Here is a 15,370-nt window from a genome sequence, read left to right on the forward strand (position 1 = left end):
CCAGCGGTTGTCGTCCCGTTTGCCCGCCACCTTGCCAAAGGGCATCCGATGAAAACACTGGCCAAACTCCCCGTCACCATCGTCACCGGTTTCCTCGGCTCGGGTAAGACCACCTTGCTGCGGCACATGCTCGATAACGCCCAGGGCCGGCGCATCGCGGTGATCGTCAACGAATTCGGCGAGCTCGGTATCGACGGTGAGATTCTCAAGCAGTGCTCCATCGGTTGCACCGAAGAAGAAGCCAACGGCCGGGTCTACGAATTGGCCAACGGTTGCCTGTGCTGCACCGTGCAGGAAGAGTTTTTCCCGGTGATGCGCGAACTGGTGGCCCGTCGCGGCGACCTCGACCACATCCTCATCGAAACCTCTGGCCTGGCCCTGCCCAAGCCCTTGGTCCAGGCCTTCCAGTGGCCGGAAATCCGCAGCGCCTGCACGGTCGATGCGGTGATTACCGTGGTCGACAGCCCGGCCGTGGCCGCCGGTACTTTTGCCGCGTTCCCCGACCAGGTCGATGCCCAGCGCAAACTGGACCCGAACCTGGATCACGAATCGCCGCTGCACGAGCTGTTCGCCGATCAACTGGCGAGCGCCGACCTGGTGATCCTCAACAAGGCCGACCTGATCAGCCCTGAGGACCTGGCAAAAGTCCGCCTGGAAGTCGCCGAAGAATTGCCGCCAGCGGTCAAGGTCATCGAAGCCAGCAGCGGTCGCCTGCCGCTGGACGTACTGATCGGCCTGGGCGCCGGCTCCGAAGAGCACATCGACAGCCGCCACAGCCACCACGACCATCACCATGACGGTGATGATGACGACCACGATCATGACGCCTTCGACTCGATCTCCCTCGAACTGCCCCAGGCCGATGAAAGCCTGCTGCTGGACGCGCTGACGCAACTGGTGATCCAGCATGACGTGCTGCGGGTCAAGGGTTTCGCGGCGATCCCGAACAAGCCGATGCGCTTGTTGATCCAGGGCGTCGGCACGCGCTTCGACAAGCATTTCGACCGCCAGTGGGGCGCCGACGAAGCACGGGTGACGCGGCTGGTGCTGATCGGCCAGGCGCTGGATGCCGGGATGCTTGAAGCGCAGCTGCGCGCCGCCCTCAGCGTCTAAGCCATGCACCTGCTCAGGACCCAGCCCGGCGGTTTTGTGTCGGATGACAACATCGCCGACCTCGGACAAACCCCCGCCGAGCTGGTGATCCTGTGCAGCGGCGATTCCAGCCTGGCGCTGCTGGCCGAAGCGGCGCGGCAATTGCCGGACGACTACCCGCAGTTTCGCCTCGCCAACCCGATGCAGGTGCAGAACCACGCGTCGGTGGACCTGTATGTCGACGACGTACTGCGCCACGCCAAGGTCATCCTGTTGTCGCTGCACGGTGGCATCGGCTATTGGCGCTACGGCATCGAGCGCCTGATGGAACTGGCCGCGCGCGGCGTGAAGCTGATCCTGGTGCCGGGGGATGATCGCCCCGACCCGGAGCTCAGCGACCTGAGCAACGTGGCGTTGGAGGATCGCGACCGGCTCTGGCAGTTCTTGCGCCAAGGCGGATTGGCCAATGCCCTGAACCTGTTCCATCACCTGGGCAGCCAATGGTTTGGGCGCGATTATCCGTGGGCCGAACCGCAGCCCTTGCCGCGCACAGCGATCTACCACCCCGAACACACCCACGCGACCCTCGATCTTTGGCAAGCCGACTGGCGCGCCGACGAGCCGGTGGCGGCGGTGTTGTTCTATCGCTCACACCTGCAAGCGGCGAACACTGCTTTCATCGACGTATTCTGCCAGCGCCTGCAAACGGCGGGGCTCAATCCGCTGCCGATTGCCGTGGCGAGTCTCAAGGAACCCGGTTGCCTGGCACAGGTGGAAGATTGGCTGGACGAGGCAGGGGCGGGGGTGATTCTAAACACCACCGGCTTCGCCCAATCCAGCCCTGAAGCACCGCATCTGCGGCCGTTTCGCCGCGACATCCCGGTGATCCAGGCGATCTGCGCGCAGGACAATGAGCCCGGCTGGCGCGCCAGCGAACAAGGCCTGGGGCCACGCGACCTGGCGATGCACATCGCCCTGCCGGAACTGGATGGACGGATCATCAGCCGGCCCATCAGTTTCAAGGACCTGGCCTGGCGCAGCGAGCGCAGCCAGAGCGATGTGGTCTGCTACCGGGCGGTGCCCGAGCGTATGGATTTCGTTGCCGAGCTGGCCCGGCGCTGGACGGCGCTGGCGCGTCTGCCCAACCGCGGAAAGCGCGTGGCGCTGATCCTCGCCAATTACCCGACTCGCGATGGGCGCATCGGCAACGGTGTCGGCCTGGACACGCCGGCGGCGGCGCTGAATATCCTCCGCGCCCTGCAGGCCGAGGGCTATCCGCTGTCGGCCGAGCTGCCGGCCAGCGGCACCGCGTTGATCCAGCAATTGCTCGGCGGCGTCAGCAACGATCTCGACAGCCTGGATTTGCGACCGTGTCATCAAAGCCTGGCCCTGGACGCCTATCAAGCCATGTTCGACGCGCTACCCGAGGCCAACCGCGACGCGGTATTGGCCCGTTGGGGCGCGCCCGAGCAGGACCCGATGTTCCGCGACGGCCGATTGATGATCGCCGGCTTGCGCCTTGGTCTGACGTTCGTCGGTATCCAGCCGGCGCGCGGTTATCAAGTCGACCCGAGCGCGGTCTACCACGACCCGGACTTGGTGCCGCCCCACGGTTACCTGGCGTTCTACTTCTGGTTGCGCCACACCTACGGCGCCCATGCAGTGATTCACGTCGGTAAGCACGGCAACCTCGAATGGCTGCCGGGCAAGGGCGTCGGGCTCTCGGAAAGCTGCTGGCCGGATGCGCTGCTCGGACCGCTGCCGAACATCTACCCGTTCATCGTCAATGACCCGGGCGAGGGCGCCCAGGCCAAGCGACGCACCCAGGCGGTGATCATCGATCACTTGATGCCGCCGCTGACCCGGGCCGAAACCTACGGGCCGCTGCGTAACCTCGAACTGCTCGCGGACGAATACTACGAGGCGCAACTGCTCGACCCGCGCCGCGCCCGGGAGCTGCAACGGGATATTCTCAACCTGGTGCGCGAGACCCACATCGACCGCGAACTGCAACTCGACGCCGCTCTCGACAGCGACGCCGACGCGGCAATCTGGCTGCCACGCCTGGACACCTACCTGTGCGACCTGAAGGAATCGCAGATTCGCGACGGCTTGCATATCTTCGGCGAGTCGCCTGGCGGACGGTTGCGTATCGACACCTTGCTGGCGTTGCTGCGTATTCCCCGTGGCGATGGCAAGGGTGCGCAGTCGAGCCTGTTGCGGGCCCTGGCGAAGGCGTTCGGGCTGGGGTTCGATCCGCTCGATTGTGCCTTGGCCGAGCCTTGGACCGGGACGCGACCCGAGGCCCTCGGCGAGGTCAGCGCCGAGCCTTGGCGCAGCGTCGGCGACACCCGCGAGCGCCTGGAGCTGTTCGCCGCGCGGTTGATCGAACAGGCCCTGGAAGGTCCGGTCAAGCAGCTCGACGCGCCGGGCTGGGACGCGGTGGGCTGCATCATCGAACACCTGCGCTGCGTCGTCGCGCCGCGCCTGGACGCCTGTGGTCCGGCGGAAATGCGCGGCTTGCTTGATGCACTGGGCGGGCGCTTCGTGCCGGCCGGCCCCAGCGGTGCGCCGAGTCGTGGACGCCTGGATGTGCTGCCCACCGGACGCAATTTTTTCTCCGTCGACGTGCGCAACCTGCCCACCACCACGGCGTGGCGCATCGGCTTCCAATCGGCCAACCTGATCCTCGAACGGCACTTGCAGGACCATGGCGATCACCTGCGCCAGCTCGGTCTGTCGGTGTGGGGCACCGCGACCATGCGCACCGGTGGCGATGACATTGCCCAGGCCATGGCGCTGATGGGCGTGCGCCCGGTGTGGGCCACGGGCAGCCAGCGCGTCGACGATTTCGAAATCCTGCCGTTGAGCCTGCTGGACCGGCCCCGGGTCGATGTGACGCTGCGGGTCTCGGGGTTCTTCCGGGACGCCTTCGCCAACCTGATCCGCCTGTTCGATGCGGCGGTGCAGGCCGTTGCGGCCCTCGATGAGCCGGACGACATGAACCCGCTGGCGGCGAAAGTTCGCAGCGAACGCGAAGCCTTGCGGCAAACCGGACTGCCCTTGGAAGACGCGACGCGCCAGGCCGGCTGGCGGATCTTCGGCGCCAAGCCCGGTGCTTATGGCGCGGGCGTGCAGGGGGCGATCGACGGGGGTCTCTGGCAGAGCCGCGAAGACCTCGCCGAGGTGTACCTCAACTGGGGCGGCTACGCCTACGGCGCCAGTGATGAAGGCACCGCCGCGCGGGCTCAGTTCAGCCGGCGCCTGAGTCAGGTGCAAGCGGTGTTGCAGAACCAGGACAACCGCGAGCACGACCTGCTCGATTCCAATGATTACTACCAGTTCCAGGGCGGCATGCTCGCCGCCGTCGAAACCCTGAGTGGCGAAGCCGCGGCCAGTTACCACGGCGATCACAGCCAGCCGGATTTGCCGAAAATCCGCACCCTGAAAGAAGAACTCAACCGGGTCATCCGCTCCCGCGCGGCCAATCCGAAGTGGATCGACGGCGTCAAGCGCCATGGTTACAAGGGCGCGTTCGAACTGGCGGCGACGGTGGACAACCTGTTTGCCTTCGACGCTACCACGCAGTTGATCGATGATCACCAGTACGCCTTGCTGGCCGATGCCTACCTCCTCGATCCGGATACCCGGGACTTCGTCCGCCAGCACAACCCCGACGCCCTGCGGGACATGACCGAGCGAATGCTCGAAGCCCAGCAGCGGGGGATGTGGCAGGAACCGGGCGACTATCGCGAGGCGCTGGAGAATCTGTTGCTGGATATCGAAGAGGATGGCTGATTTGCCGATGACTGCCGGGCTTTTGTGGCGAGGGAGCTTGCTCCCGCTCGGCTGCGCAGCAGCCGTCATCCGTCATCCAGAAAAACGCCGAGACCTCAGGTTGTCGGGGCTGCTGCGCAGCCCAGCGGGAGCAAGCTCCCTCGCCACGGGGGACGTTCTTACATTCATGAGACATTCAATATGACCGACACCGCCCATTTTCCCCTCTCCGCCGTGGTCGGCGCCGATGCGCTGAAACTGGCCCTGTGCCTGGCGGCGATCGATCCGAAGATCGGCGGTGTGCTGATCGAAGGTCCACGGGGGATGGCCAAGTCCACGCTGGCCCGGGGCCTGGCGGATCTGCTGGCAAGCGGTCAGTTCGTGACCTTGCCACTGGGCGCCACCGAAGAGCGGCTGGTGGGCACTCTCGACCTGAATGCCGCACTTGGGGAAGGGCGCGCGCAATTTTCCCCCGGCGTGCTGGCCAAGGCCGACGGTGGCGTGCTGTATGTCGATGAGGTGAACCTGTTGCCGGATCACCTGGTGGACCTGCTATTGGACGTCGCCGCCAGCGGCACCAACCTGATCGAGCGCGACGGCATTTCCCACCGGCATCCGGCGCGTTTCGTGCTGATCGGCACCATGAACCCGGAAGAGGGCGAACTGCGTCCGCAATTGCTCGATCGTTTCGGCCTGAACGTGGCGCTTGATGGTCACACGGCGCCTGCCGAGCGCGGGCAGATCATTCGGCGGCGGCTGGATTTCGACAGCGATCCGGCGGCGTTCTGCGCCGAGTGGGAAACCGCCCAACGACAGTTGCGTGAACGCTGCCAACAGGCGCGCGCGCGGTTGGCCGGGATCCCATTGGATGACATGGCGCTGGAGCAGATTACCGAGCGTTGCTTCGCCGCTGGGGTCGATGGCTTGCGCGCCGACCTCGTCTGGTTGCGGGCCGCCCGTGCTCATGCTGCCTGGCGTGGCGCGGCCGCCATCGCGGCCGAAGACATCGACGCCGTCGCCGAGTTTGCCTTGCGCCATCGGCGCCGCGACCCGGCGACCCAGGCGCCCGCGCCGTCCCAGGCACCGCTGCTGCGCCCGAATGAAGCGAGCGAGTCCGGCGAAGGCCAGGGCCAATGGGGTGACCTGCCGGCCCGGGCGCTGCCGAGCGGTGCCCGGCGTGACGTGCCGAGCTGGCCAAAAAAGCCCTAGGCATTCGCCCCCGGTCGTCCGCGGGGGCGAATGCCAGACCCCGTCCGGGACGGCTCGACCAGGGCCGCCAAGGCCACGGCAAAGCGGCCGCCAGCGGCGCAGTGGATTGGCCGGGCACGTTGCTCAAGGGACGTCCACGCCTGCTGGCGGATTTGCGTTTCAAATGGCGGCAGCGTTCAGCCCATGAGCTGTGGCTGGTGATCGTCGATGCGTCGGCCTCGACCCGCCGCCATCGCGCCCTGAGTGACGGCAAGGGCCTGCTGGCCCAACTGTTCGATGACGCCTACCGACAACGTGCGCGGTTGGCGCTGTTGACCGCCAGCGGCGCCGCGCCGAGGTGGCAAGTGCAGGGGCTCAAGGCCTCTACTGGCCTTGGCGCTTGGCTCGACGCGCTGGGCGCCGGCGGCGGCACGCCGTTGCTGGCGGCGCTGGACGAGGCACAGCGCTGGCTCATGGTCCGGCGCAAGCGCTATCCGGCGGAGCAGCAGCGGGTGTTGCTGATGACCGATGGACGAGTCAAGGACGGGCTGGGCGTGCCGCCTCTCGAATGCCCGTGCCTGCTGATCGACATCGAGCGCGGCCCGATTCGCCTGGGCCGGGCGCGGCAACTGGCGGAGCAGTTGGGGGCTGAGTATCGGCATATCGATGAAGCGCTTTGAATACTCTGTGACTGTCAGGGCCCTATCGCGAGCAAGCTCGCTCCCACAAGGTGACGGGGTTTGCATTGGTTATGTGCCCACAGCGAAACCAATGTGGGAGCGAGCTTGCTCGCGATAGCATCGCCTCTATTCCGGATCTGCCACTTGAACCGCATCACTGCTCTATGCTCAGGCAGTCTCCACAGGAGTGAATCATGCGCGTACTCGTCACCAACGCGAAGGACGATTTCCGGGTCAAGGCCTATGCCGGCACCAACGGCGTGTTGCTCGCCATGGACCTGGCCGAGCCCCGGCGCAAGGGGCTGCTGGGTTTTGCCATCGAGAAACAGCAGGGCGCCAAGCCCTGGCTGTTCCTGTTCAACAGCCTGACGTTCCCCGACAAGGCGCACACCTTTCCCCAGTTCCATGCCACGCCCAGCGACAAGGCGCCCTTGCAGAAATTTCGCTGGGCCGATTACGCCGTCAACCCTGGCGTGACGATTCATTACCGCGTGCACCTGGCCTACGGCAACGCCGATGCGCCGCAACTGGGCGAATCCCTCGAAGTGAGCGTCACCAGTGATGACGGCCAGCCGGCCAACCAGCGGGTCATCTTCAATCGCGCGGTGGCCGCCAGCCAGGCGTTTCAGCGCAAGTTTCCCGAACTGGACGCACTCATTGATGCCAACAAGAACCTGTCCATCGACGACTGGCCCGACGCGCCGCGGCGCTGGCTGGAAAACGGCTTGCTGGGACGCCTGACCGGCTTCATCGATCGGGCGCTCGATGCCAACTGGGCGCTGGACGTCGCCATTTATGAGTACGAATTACCGGTGATCGTCGATGCGGTGAACGCTGCCCATGCCCGTGGTGCACGGGTCAGGGTGCTGTACCACGCCGAACCGGGGGATGACGGTACGCTGCGCAACGAAGCCAGCCTGGAAAAACTGCCAGCGGCGAACAAGCGTGGGCGGGTCACCCACAATATCTTCCACGACAAGTTCATCGTGCTGAGCAAAGTCGAAGGCAACGCGTCGCTGAAACCCGAGGCGGTGCTGTGCGGCAGCACCAACTTCACCGCCAATGGCATCTACCGCCAGGCCAATGTCATTCATGTGCTGGACGACCCGCGCATCAGCGCCAGTTACCTTCAGGTCTTCGAGCAGATCTGGGCCACGCCGGAGGATGTCGATGCCACGCGCCAATGGCTGACCCGTAACAACCCCATGGATGCAGACGAGAAACTGTTCGCCGGTTTCTCGCCGCGTACCGGGCAGGGCGATCTGGATCGCTTCGTCGACATCATCGACGGTGCGCGCAAGGACCTGCTGTTCGTCACGGCGTTTGCCTTGCCCGACCGGATCCTCGATGCCTTGCTCGGCCAGCCCAATGACGACGTGCTGCGCTACGGCCTGCAAAATACCACCAGCCGCATCAGCGGTTTTCACGCCGACCGCACCGCCGAATTCGCCGCCACCGCGCTGCTCAATACTGGCCTGGAAGGTTGGCTCAGGGAAAACATGAAAGGCCAGAAAGGCAACCTGCTGGTGCATACCAAAGCGGTGGTCACCGATTTCACCAGCGATGCGCCGACCATCATCAGCGGCAGCCATAATCTCAGCATCGCGGCGAGCAACGGCAACGACGAGAACTACCTCGTCATCCAGGGCGACACCGACCTGGCCGACCGCTACGGGCTCGAACTGCTGCGTTTCTACGAGCATTACCGCTTTCGCTACTTCGCGAAAAAACTCGCCCTCAAGCAGGTCAAGCCGCTGGCGGTGGATGACAGCTGGAGCGACGACTATTACCGCGAGGGGGATTTGCGAATGCTGTCCAGGGTGAGGTTTTGCGGGCGTTGAGCAGTAGCGAGAGCCGGTTTGGAGTGCTATTTTTAGCACCATTAAAAGTGCTCGAGGATATCTCATGACCCATATCGTGCTTTCTCAAGTGGTAGCCAGCATCTCCGAACTCAAGAAAAACCCCATGGGCACCGTTGCTGCAGGCGGAGGACTATCTGTAGCGATCCTCAACCGTAACGAGCCGGCTTTTTACTGTGTCCCTGCCAAAGAGTATGAAGCCATGATGGAGCGGCTTGAGGACATCGAGCTGGTTGCCCTTTGCCGCGAGCGGGAGAATGATCCGACGATCAAGGTTTCTCTCGATGACTTATGAGTTGGAGTTTTTTGATAACGCATGAAACAGGCAATTTGCGGCGGTAGGCGGGGAACGACTCCAGTGCTAGCATAGGGCCATCTATCAGCCTGGAAGCTGTCATGAAGCTCTGTCACGGAAAGTTCTTTCTGCTTCGCACCGGTGTCGCGGTCCTGTTGTTGGCCCTGGGCACTTCGGCCATCGCTGCCAACCAGCCGTGTTCCGGACGCAAGGGCGGCATTGCCGGATGTGACGGCGATACGTTCCTGTGCAACGACGGCTCCATCAGTGCTTCGAAAAGGTCCTGTTCCGCTGTGCTGGGGCTTCGCAATGAGGCTCGCCCGCAATCGCTGCTCAAGTCATCAGACGGCTGCCAATGCGGCAGCGGCAATTATTGCGTAGGTCCCCGGGGCGGGGTCTACTGCCTCACACCCGGTGGCAGCAAGAGTTACAAGCGTAAATAGCACCGCAAGCCCTATGTGGGAGCGAGCTTGCTCGCGATAGCGTCAGGTCGGCCGGCATCGTTATCGGCTGAAACACCGCCATCGCGAGCAATCTCGCTCCCACAGGAGAGGGGCTACCCACCCATCCCGGAATCACTCCGTTTCGGTGCGGCAGGTGTACTGATCCCCGCAGCGGCACCGATTTGGGGCCTCGCTACCCGCATCCGTGGCCAACGGTAGCAACCACGCAGCGACCCGCCGGGGTGCCCTCTGGCGTTGTATTTTTCCATCTCGCTGATTTTCCTCACATTCCATTTTTCCCACCCATGCACATCAAGCCTGTGGCACACTTTCTGCTGTCTATTCCGTTGTTATATACTATGTTCCGGTATAGCGGAATAAACTCATCCTGGAGTGCTTGCCATGCAATGCCGACCTTCCTTGTTCAAAGCGTGTGTTTTTCTCTTCGCGGCCACGACGGCTGCCATGGGTGTCGCTCAGGCGGCCGACAGCAAGCTGGACAGCGTGCTGCAACGCGGGAAATTGATCGTGGGCACGGGCAGCACCAATGCGCCGTGGCACTTCCAGGGAGCGGATGGCAAGTTGCAGGGGTTCGATATCGATATCGCGCGGATCGTCGCCAAGGGTTTGTTCAATGACCCGGAAAAAGTCGAGTTCGTGGTGCAGTCTTCCGATGCACGGATTCCCAACCTGCTGACCGACAAGGTCGACATGAGCTGCCAGTTCATTACGGTCACCGCCAGCCGAGCCCAACAGGTGGCATTTACCTTGCCGTACTACCGCGAAGGTGTAGGCCTGCTACTGCCGGCCAACAGCAAGTTCAAGGAAATCGAAGACCTCAAGGCCGCCGGCGACGACGTCACCGTGGCGGTGCTGCAGAACGTCTACGCCGAAGAACTGGTGCACCAGGCGCTGCCCCAGGCCAAGGTCGACCAGTACGACAGCGTCGACCTGATGTATCAGGCGGTGAACTCCGGCCGTGCCGATGCCGCTGCCACCGACCAGTCCTCGGTCAAATACCTGATGGTGCAGAACCCCGGTCGCTACCGCAGCCCGGCCTACGCCTGGAGTCCGCAAACCTACGCTTGCGCGGTCAAGCGCGGCGACCAGGACTGGTTGAACTTCGTCAACACTGCGCTGCATGAAGCGATGACCGGTGTGGAATTCCCGACCTACGCTGCGTCGTTCAAGCAGTGGTTCGGCGTCGAGCTGCCATCGCCGGCCATCGGTTTCCCCGTTGAATACAAATGACCCAGTGAGCCCGGGGCGCCAGCGTTGGGCGCCCCGTCGAAGGTACTGCCGACCATGAATTATCAGTTGAACTTTGCCGCCGTCTGGCGCGATTTCGACACGCTGCTGGCGGGGCTTGGCCTGGGGCTTTCCCTCGCGCTGGTGTCGATCGCCATCGGTTGTGTGATCGGCCTCCTGCTGGCGTTCGCGCTGTTGAGCAAGCACCGCGCACTGCGGTTGTTGGCCTCGGTGTATGTCACGGTGATCCGCAATACACCGATCCTGGTGCTGATCCTGCTGATCTACTTCGCCTTGCCGAGCCTGGGTATTCGCCTGGACAAGCTGCCGTCGTTCGTCATCACGCTTTCGCTGTACGCCGGGGCCTACCTCACCGAAGTGTTCCGTGGCGGCCTGGTGAGTATTCACAAAGGGCAGCGGGAGGCAGGTCTGGCGATCGGCCTGGGCGAATGGCAGGTAAAGGCCTACGTCACCGTGCCGGTGATGCTGCGCAACGTGCTGCCGGCGTTGTCCAACAACTTCATTTCGCTGTTCAAGGACACCTCGCTGGCGGCGGCGATTGCCGTGCCGGAGCTGACCTACTATGCCCGCAAGATCAACGTGGAAAGCTACCGGGTGATTGAAACCTGGCTGGTCACCACGGCCCTGTATGTCGCGGCCTGTTACCTCATTGCCATGTTGCTGCGTTACTTCGAGCAGCGCCTGGCGATCCGCCGTTAGGAGCGTTCCATGTACCAATCCCCTAGTTGGTTGCAGGAGTTGTGGGTCGCCCGGGAGACTTTGTGGGCCGGTTTCCTGACCAGCGTGCAATGTTCGGCCCTGGCGATTGTGTTGGGCACCTTGATCGGCGTCGTCGCCGGGTTGGCGCTGACTTATGGCCGGGTCTGGATGCGCGCGCCGTTTCGTTTCTACGTCGACCTGATTCGCGGCACGCCGGTGTTCGTGCTGGTACTGGCCTGCTTCTACATGGCCCCGGCCCTGGGTTGGCAGATCGGTGCGTTCGAGGCTGGCGTCCTCGGATTGACGCTGTTCTGCGGATCCCACGTGGCCGAGATCGTGCGCGGTGCCTTGCAGGCATTGCCGCGTGGGCAAATGGAAGCGAGCCAGGCCATCGGCCTGACATTCTTCCAATCGCTCGGTTATGTGCTGCTGCCCCAGGCGTTGCGGCAGATCCTGCCGACCTGGGTGAACTCCTCCACCGAGATCGTCAAGGCCTCGACGCTGCTGTCGGTGATCGGTGTCGCCGAACTGCTGCTCAGCACCCAGCAGATCATCGCCCGGACCTTCATGACCCTGGAGTTCTACCTGTTCGCCGGTTTTCTCTTTTTCATCATCAACTACGCCATCGAATTGCTCGGGCGGCACATTGAAAAGCGGGTGGCCTTGCCATGACTGACGTTTCCCTTTCAAACGCGCAACCGCTGCTGGACATTCGCGGCCTGCGCAAACAATACGGCCCGCTGGAAGTGCTCAAGGGCGTGGACCTGAGCATGCAGCGCGGCAACGTGGTGACGCTGATCGGCTCCAGTGGCTCGGGCAAGACCACGCTGCTGCGTTGCGTCAACATGCTCGAAGAATTCCAGGGCGGGCGGATCGTGCTCGACGGCGAGTCCATCGGCTATGACGAGGTGGACGGCAAGCGCGTGCGTCACGCCGAAAAAGTCATCGCCCGGCACCGGGCCATGACCGGGATGGCCTTCCAGCAATTCAACCTGTTCCCGCATCTGAGCGCTTTACAGAACGTCACCCTGGGCCTGCTCAAAGTGAAAAAACTGCCGAAGGACGAAGCGGTGGCCCTGGCCGAGAAATGGCTGCAGCGGGTCGGCCTGCTGGAACGGCGCGATCACTTTCCCGGTCAGTTGTCCGGCGGCCAGCAGCAGCGCGTGGCGATTGCCCGGGCGATCGCGATGAACCCCAGCCTGATGTTGTTCGACGAAGTGACCTCGGCCCTGGATCCGGAGCTGGTCGGCGAGGTGCTGAACGTGATCAAGGGCCTGGCCGAAGACGGCATGACCATGCTGCTGGTGACCCACGAAATGCGCTTTGCCTTCGAGGTCTCCGACAAGATCGTTTTCATGAACCAGGGCCGCATCGAAGAGCAGGGGCCGCCGAAGGAATTGTTCGAGCGCCCTCAATCGCCGCGCCTGGCGGAATTTCTCAAGAACACCCGTTTTTAAGTCCATCCAATAAGGAGTAACTCATGAGCATTACGCGCTATGGCACCGGCAGCACCGCGGGCGGCGGACAGCCGCGGCCCTTCGCTCGCGCCGTGGAGGCCGATGGCTGGTTGCACGTGTCCGGCCAGGTGCCCGCGGTGAATGGCGAGATCGTCGCTGGCGGCATCGTCGAGCAGACGCACCAGACCATGAAGAACCTGATCGCCATTCTCGAAGAGGCCGGCTATGGCCTGGAAGATGTTGTGCGTTGCGGCGTCTGGCTGGATGACCCGCGCGATTTCTGGAGTTTCAACAAGGTCTTCGGCGAATATTTCAGCCCCGAACACGCCCCGGCCCGGGCCTGTGTGCAGGCGAGCATGATGGTTGACTGCAAGGTCGAGATCGATTGCATCGCCTACAAGAAAAAGGCCTGAACACGATATTCTGGCGAGGCCACTTTCCGTGGCGAGGGAGCTTGCTCCCGCTGGCCTGCGCAGCAGGCCCATTTTTTACGACTGCTGCGCAGCCGAGCGGGAGCAAGCTCCCTCGCCACAAGGTTTTTTTGCCCGATGAAAATTGAGATCTCAGGAACCGCAGACATGACCGAAGACACCATCAAACGCCGGGCCCGGGGATTGGATCGGGCGTTCGATATCCTCGATTTCCTCAAGGAAATCGGCCAGCCGCTGCGCCCGAACGATATTGCCAGCGGCATCGGCAGCCCCAAGTCCACGGTCTACGAACTGGTGGCGTCGCTGCTTGAACGGCGCATTCTCGAGCCGGTCGGCAAGGATGGTCACGTCTACCTGGGGCGGCAGTTGTATTTTCTCGGGCAGGCGCACCTGCGGCATTTCGACCTCAGCCGCGAGGCCGACCAGGCCTTGCAGGAGATCGTCCGCCAGACCCGCGAAACCGCGCAGATGTGCCTGCTCAACGGGCGCAAATACACCGTCGCGCTGATGAAGGAAGGCGAGCGGCACTTTCGCATTTCCTCGGACATCGGTGAGAACGCGCCGATCCCCTGGACCGCGTCCGGGCGCCTGCTGTTGGCGCATCTGAGCGACCAGCAGATCGTCGACCTGATCGACCCCGACGACTTCATCCTGCCGGGCGGCGAGCGCTTGCCCCTGGAGCAGTTTCTCAAGGAAATCCGCCAGGCCGGCGTCGATGGATTTTTCTCCTTCGACAGTGTGGCCGACACCTTCACGCATTGCTTCGCCGCGCCGGTCAAAGACCCCAGTGGCGTGGCCATCGCGACGCTGTGCATCGTCGCCCCGAGGGCTGACGCCAAGAACAATTATGCCGACTACCGCCGGGTGCTGATCCAGAGCGCCAACAACCTGGCCCGTCGCATCAACGAATAGACAGCCGCGGCTGTATGAGGAGTTCGAACATGTCTTCTGCCATTAATAACGCCGATGTCGAAAAGGGCGCCGCTTCCCTGGGCGCCCATCTGCTGCGCGATGTCAGCCTGCCGGCCCTGGTACTGCATCGCGAGGCGCTGGAGCACAACATTCGCTGGATGCAGAAGTTCGTCAGCGACAGCGGCGCCGAGCTGGCGCCCCACGGCAAGACCAGCATGACCCCGACGCTGTTTCGTCGCCAGCTTGAGGCCGGTGCCTGGGGCCTGACCCTGGCCACCGCAGTGCAGACCCGCGCCGCCTACGCCCATGGCGTGCGCCGGGTGCTGATGGCCAATCAATTGGTAGGCCGGCCGAACATGGCGCTGATCGCCGACCTGCTGGCCGACCCGGCGTTCGAATTCCATTGCCTGGTGGATCATCCAGACAACGTCGCCGAGCTGGGGGCTTATTTCGCTTCGCGCGGCGCACGGTTGAACGTGATGATCGAGTACGGCGTGGTCGGCGGTCGTTGTGGTTGCCGGACCGAAGCCGAGGTACTTACGCTGGCCGAGGCCATCGGTGCACAACCGGCGTTGGCCTTGACCGGTATCGAAGGTTACGAAGGGGTGATCCACGGCGATCACGCCATCAGCGGCATCCGGGCGTTCGCCGCGTCCCTCGTCGGGCTGGCGATGCAGTTGCAGGACAGCGGCGCGTTTGCCAACGACAAACCCATCATCACCGCCTCGGGTTCGGCCTGGTACGACCTGATCGCCGAATCCTTCGAGGCGCGCAATGCCCACGGGCGCTTCCTCAGTGTGTTGCGACCTGGCAGTTATGTGGCCCACGACCATGGCATCTACAAGGAGGCGCAATGCTGTGTGCTGGAGCGCCGCAGTGACCTGCACGAAGGCTTGCGTCCAGCGCTGGAAGTCTGGGCCCACGTGCAATCGCTGCCGGAGCCGGGCTTTGCGGTGATTGCCCTGGGCAAGCGCGACGTGGCCTACGACGCCGGGTTGCCGGTGCCGCTCAAGCGCTACACGCCGGGTTCGGAATCGGCGACGGGGGACGACGTCAGCGGCTGCAAGGTAACCGCGGTGATGGACCAGCATGCGTTCATGAACGTGGCGCCGGGCGTTGAACTGCGGGTGGGCGACATCATTGCGTTCGGCACGTCCCATCCGTGCCTGACGTTCGACAAGTGGCGGGTGGGGTGTCTGGTGGATGAGGGGTTGCGGGTGGTCGAGAGCATGGAGACTTGTTTTTAAGAGTTGAGACCGAGTCGCGGC

At 63.6% G+C, this 15,370-nt stretch carries 14 protein-coding genes; all 14 read left to right on the forward strand.

The genetic code is table 11. The annotated features are described in order from the left end of the window. Positions 1-48 precede the first annotated feature (48 nt). The 14 genes from cobW (at position 49) to J3P91_RS10790 (ending at position 15,349) form a co-directional block, all read left to right on the forward strand. Positions 49-1,113, forward strand: coding sequence for a cobalamin biosynthesis protein CobW (gene cobW, locus J3P91_RS10725; protein ID WP_434603953.1), 1,065 nt, complete (start codon positions 49-51; stop codon positions 1,111-1,113). A 3-nt stretch (positions 1,114-1,116) separates the two neighbouring features. Continuing rightward, positions 1,117-4,890 carry a cobaltochelatase subunit CobN gene (gene cobN / locus J3P91_RS10730; RefSeq protein ID WP_434603955.1) on the forward strand — a complete coding sequence of 1,258 codons (3,774 nt, stop codon included), beginning with the start codon at positions 1,117-1,119 and terminating at the stop codon, positions 4,888-4,890. A 180-nt stretch (positions 4,891-5,070) separates the two neighbouring features. Continuing rightward, a complete protein-coding gene (locus J3P91_RS10735) occupies positions 5,071-6,078 on the forward strand; it encodes an ATP-binding protein (RefSeq protein WP_434603957.1) in 1,008 nt (335 codons plus the stop codon). Between the two features lie 101 nt (positions 6,079-6,179). After that, complete coding sequence (locus tag J3P91_RS10740) at positions 6,180-6,737, forward strand: vWA domain-containing protein (RefSeq protein ID WP_434603959.1); 558 nt, start codon at positions 6,180-6,182, stop codon at positions 6,735-6,737. Positions 6,738-6,931: 194 nt separating this feature from the next. Continuing rightward, complete coding sequence (locus J3P91_RS10745; RefSeq protein WP_434603961.1) at positions 6,932-8,578, forward strand: phospholipase D-like domain-containing protein; 1,647 nt, start codon at positions 6,932-6,934, stop codon at positions 8,576-8,578. A 64-nt stretch (positions 8,579-8,642) separates the two neighbouring features. After that, complete coding sequence (locus J3P91_RS10750) at positions 8,643-8,891, forward strand: type II toxin-antitoxin system Phd/YefM family antitoxin (protein WP_434603963.1); 249 nt, start codon at positions 8,643-8,645, stop codon at positions 8,889-8,891. A gap of 101 nt (positions 8,892-8,992) precedes the next feature. Next, on the forward strand, positions 8,993-9,334 hold the full coding sequence (locus J3P91_RS10755; protein ID WP_434603965.1) for a hypothetical protein: 342 nt from the start codon (positions 8,993-8,995) through the stop codon (positions 9,332-9,334). 402 nt (positions 9,335-9,736) lie between these two features. Then, positions 9,737-10,585 (forward strand): transporter substrate-binding domain-containing protein, encoded by an 849-nt coding sequence (locus J3P91_RS10760; RefSeq protein WP_434568888.1) that lies wholly within the window; start codon positions 9,737-9,739, stop codon positions 10,583-10,585. 54 nt (positions 10,586-10,639) lie between these two features. Beyond that, entirely contained in the window at positions 10,640-11,302 is a 663-nt protein-coding gene (locus J3P91_RS10765) for an amino acid ABC transporter permease (RefSeq protein ID WP_434603967.1), read from the forward strand. A 9-nt stretch (positions 11,303-11,311) separates the two neighbouring features. Next, positions 11,312-11,974, forward strand: coding sequence for an amino acid ABC transporter permease (locus J3P91_RS10770; RefSeq protein WP_434568886.1), 663 nt, complete (start codon positions 11,312-11,314; stop codon positions 11,972-11,974). After that, positions 11,971-12,759 (forward strand): amino acid ABC transporter ATP-binding protein, encoded by a 789-nt coding sequence (locus J3P91_RS10775; protein WP_305495315.1) that lies wholly within the window; start codon positions 11,971-11,973, stop codon positions 12,757-12,759. Before J3P91_RS10770 ends, J3P91_RS10775 begins: the two co-directional genes overlap by 4 nt. Before the next feature lie 23 nt (positions 12,760-12,782). After that, positions 12,783-13,172 (forward strand): RidA family protein, encoded by a 390-nt coding sequence (locus tag J3P91_RS10780; RefSeq protein WP_434603969.1) that lies wholly within the window; start codon positions 12,783-12,785, stop codon positions 13,170-13,172. A 165-nt stretch (positions 13,173-13,337) separates the two neighbouring features. Then, the gene (locus J3P91_RS10785; protein ID WP_434603971.1) at positions 13,338-14,102 is read left to right on the forward strand and encodes an IclR family transcriptional regulator; all 765 of its coding nucleotides are present in this window, start codon (positions 13,338-13,340) and stop codon (positions 14,100-14,102) included. Between the two features lie 29 nt (positions 14,103-14,131). Further along, positions 14,132-15,349, forward strand: a complete 1,218-nt coding sequence (locus J3P91_RS10790; protein WP_434603973.1) for an amino acid deaminase — start codon at positions 14,132-14,134, stop codon at positions 15,347-15,349. The last annotated feature ends 21 nt before the right edge of the window (positions 15,350-15,370 follow it).

This window comes from Pseudomonas sp. Z4-7, from assembly GCF_051131965.1.
Lineage (GTDB): Bacteria > Pseudomonadota > Gammaproteobacteria > Pseudomonadales > Pseudomonadaceae > Aquipseudomonas.

What these genes read in the sequence shown, in the direction of transcription:
- cobW (WP_434603953.1), top strand. Translation starts at nt 49, where the DNA reads ATGAAAACACTGGCCAAACTCCCCGTCACCATCGTCACCGGTTTCCTC.
- cobN (WP_434603955.1), top strand. Translation starts at nt 1,117, where the DNA reads ATGCACCTGCTCAGGACCCAGCCCGGCGGTTTTGTGTCGGATGACAAC.
- J3P91_RS10735 (WP_434603957.1), top strand. Translation starts at nt 5,071, where the DNA reads ATGACCGACACCGCCCATTTTCCCCTCTCCGCCGTGGTCGGCGCCGAT.
- J3P91_RS10745 (WP_434603961.1), top strand. Translation starts at nt 6,932, where the DNA reads ATGCGCGTACTCGTCACCAACGCGAAGGACGATTTCCGGGTCAAGGCC.
- J3P91_RS10750 (WP_434603963.1), top strand. Translation starts at nt 8,643, where the DNA reads ATGACCCATATCGTGCTTTCTCAAGTGGTAGCCAGCATCTCCGAACTC.
- J3P91_RS10755 (WP_434603965.1), top strand. Translation starts at nt 8,993, where the DNA reads ATGAAGCTCTGTCACGGAAAGTTCTTTCTGCTTCGCACCGGTGTCGCG.
- J3P91_RS10760 (WP_434568888.1), top strand. Translation starts at nt 9,737, where the DNA reads ATGCAATGCCGACCTTCCTTGTTCAAAGCGTGTGTTTTTCTCTTCGCG.
- J3P91_RS10765 (WP_434603967.1), top strand. Translation starts at nt 10,640, where the DNA reads ATGAATTATCAGTTGAACTTTGCCGCCGTCTGGCGCGATTTCGACACG.
- J3P91_RS10770 (WP_434568886.1), top strand. Translation starts at nt 11,312, where the DNA reads ATGTACCAATCCCCTAGTTGGTTGCAGGAGTTGTGGGTCGCCCGGGAG.
- J3P91_RS10775 (WP_305495315.1), top strand. Translation starts at nt 11,971, where the DNA reads ATGACTGACGTTTCCCTTTCAAACGCGCAACCGCTGCTGGACATTCGC.
- J3P91_RS10780 (WP_434603969.1), top strand. Translation starts at nt 12,783, where the DNA reads ATGAGCATTACGCGCTATGGCACCGGCAGCACCGCGGGCGGCGGACAG.
- J3P91_RS10785 (WP_434603971.1), top strand. Translation starts at nt 13,338, where the DNA reads ATGACCGAAGACACCATCAAACGCCGGGCCCGGGGATTGGATCGGGCG.
- J3P91_RS10790 (WP_434603973.1), top strand. Translation starts at nt 14,132, where the DNA reads ATGTCTTCTGCCATTAATAACGCCGATGTCGAAAAGGGCGCCGCTTCC.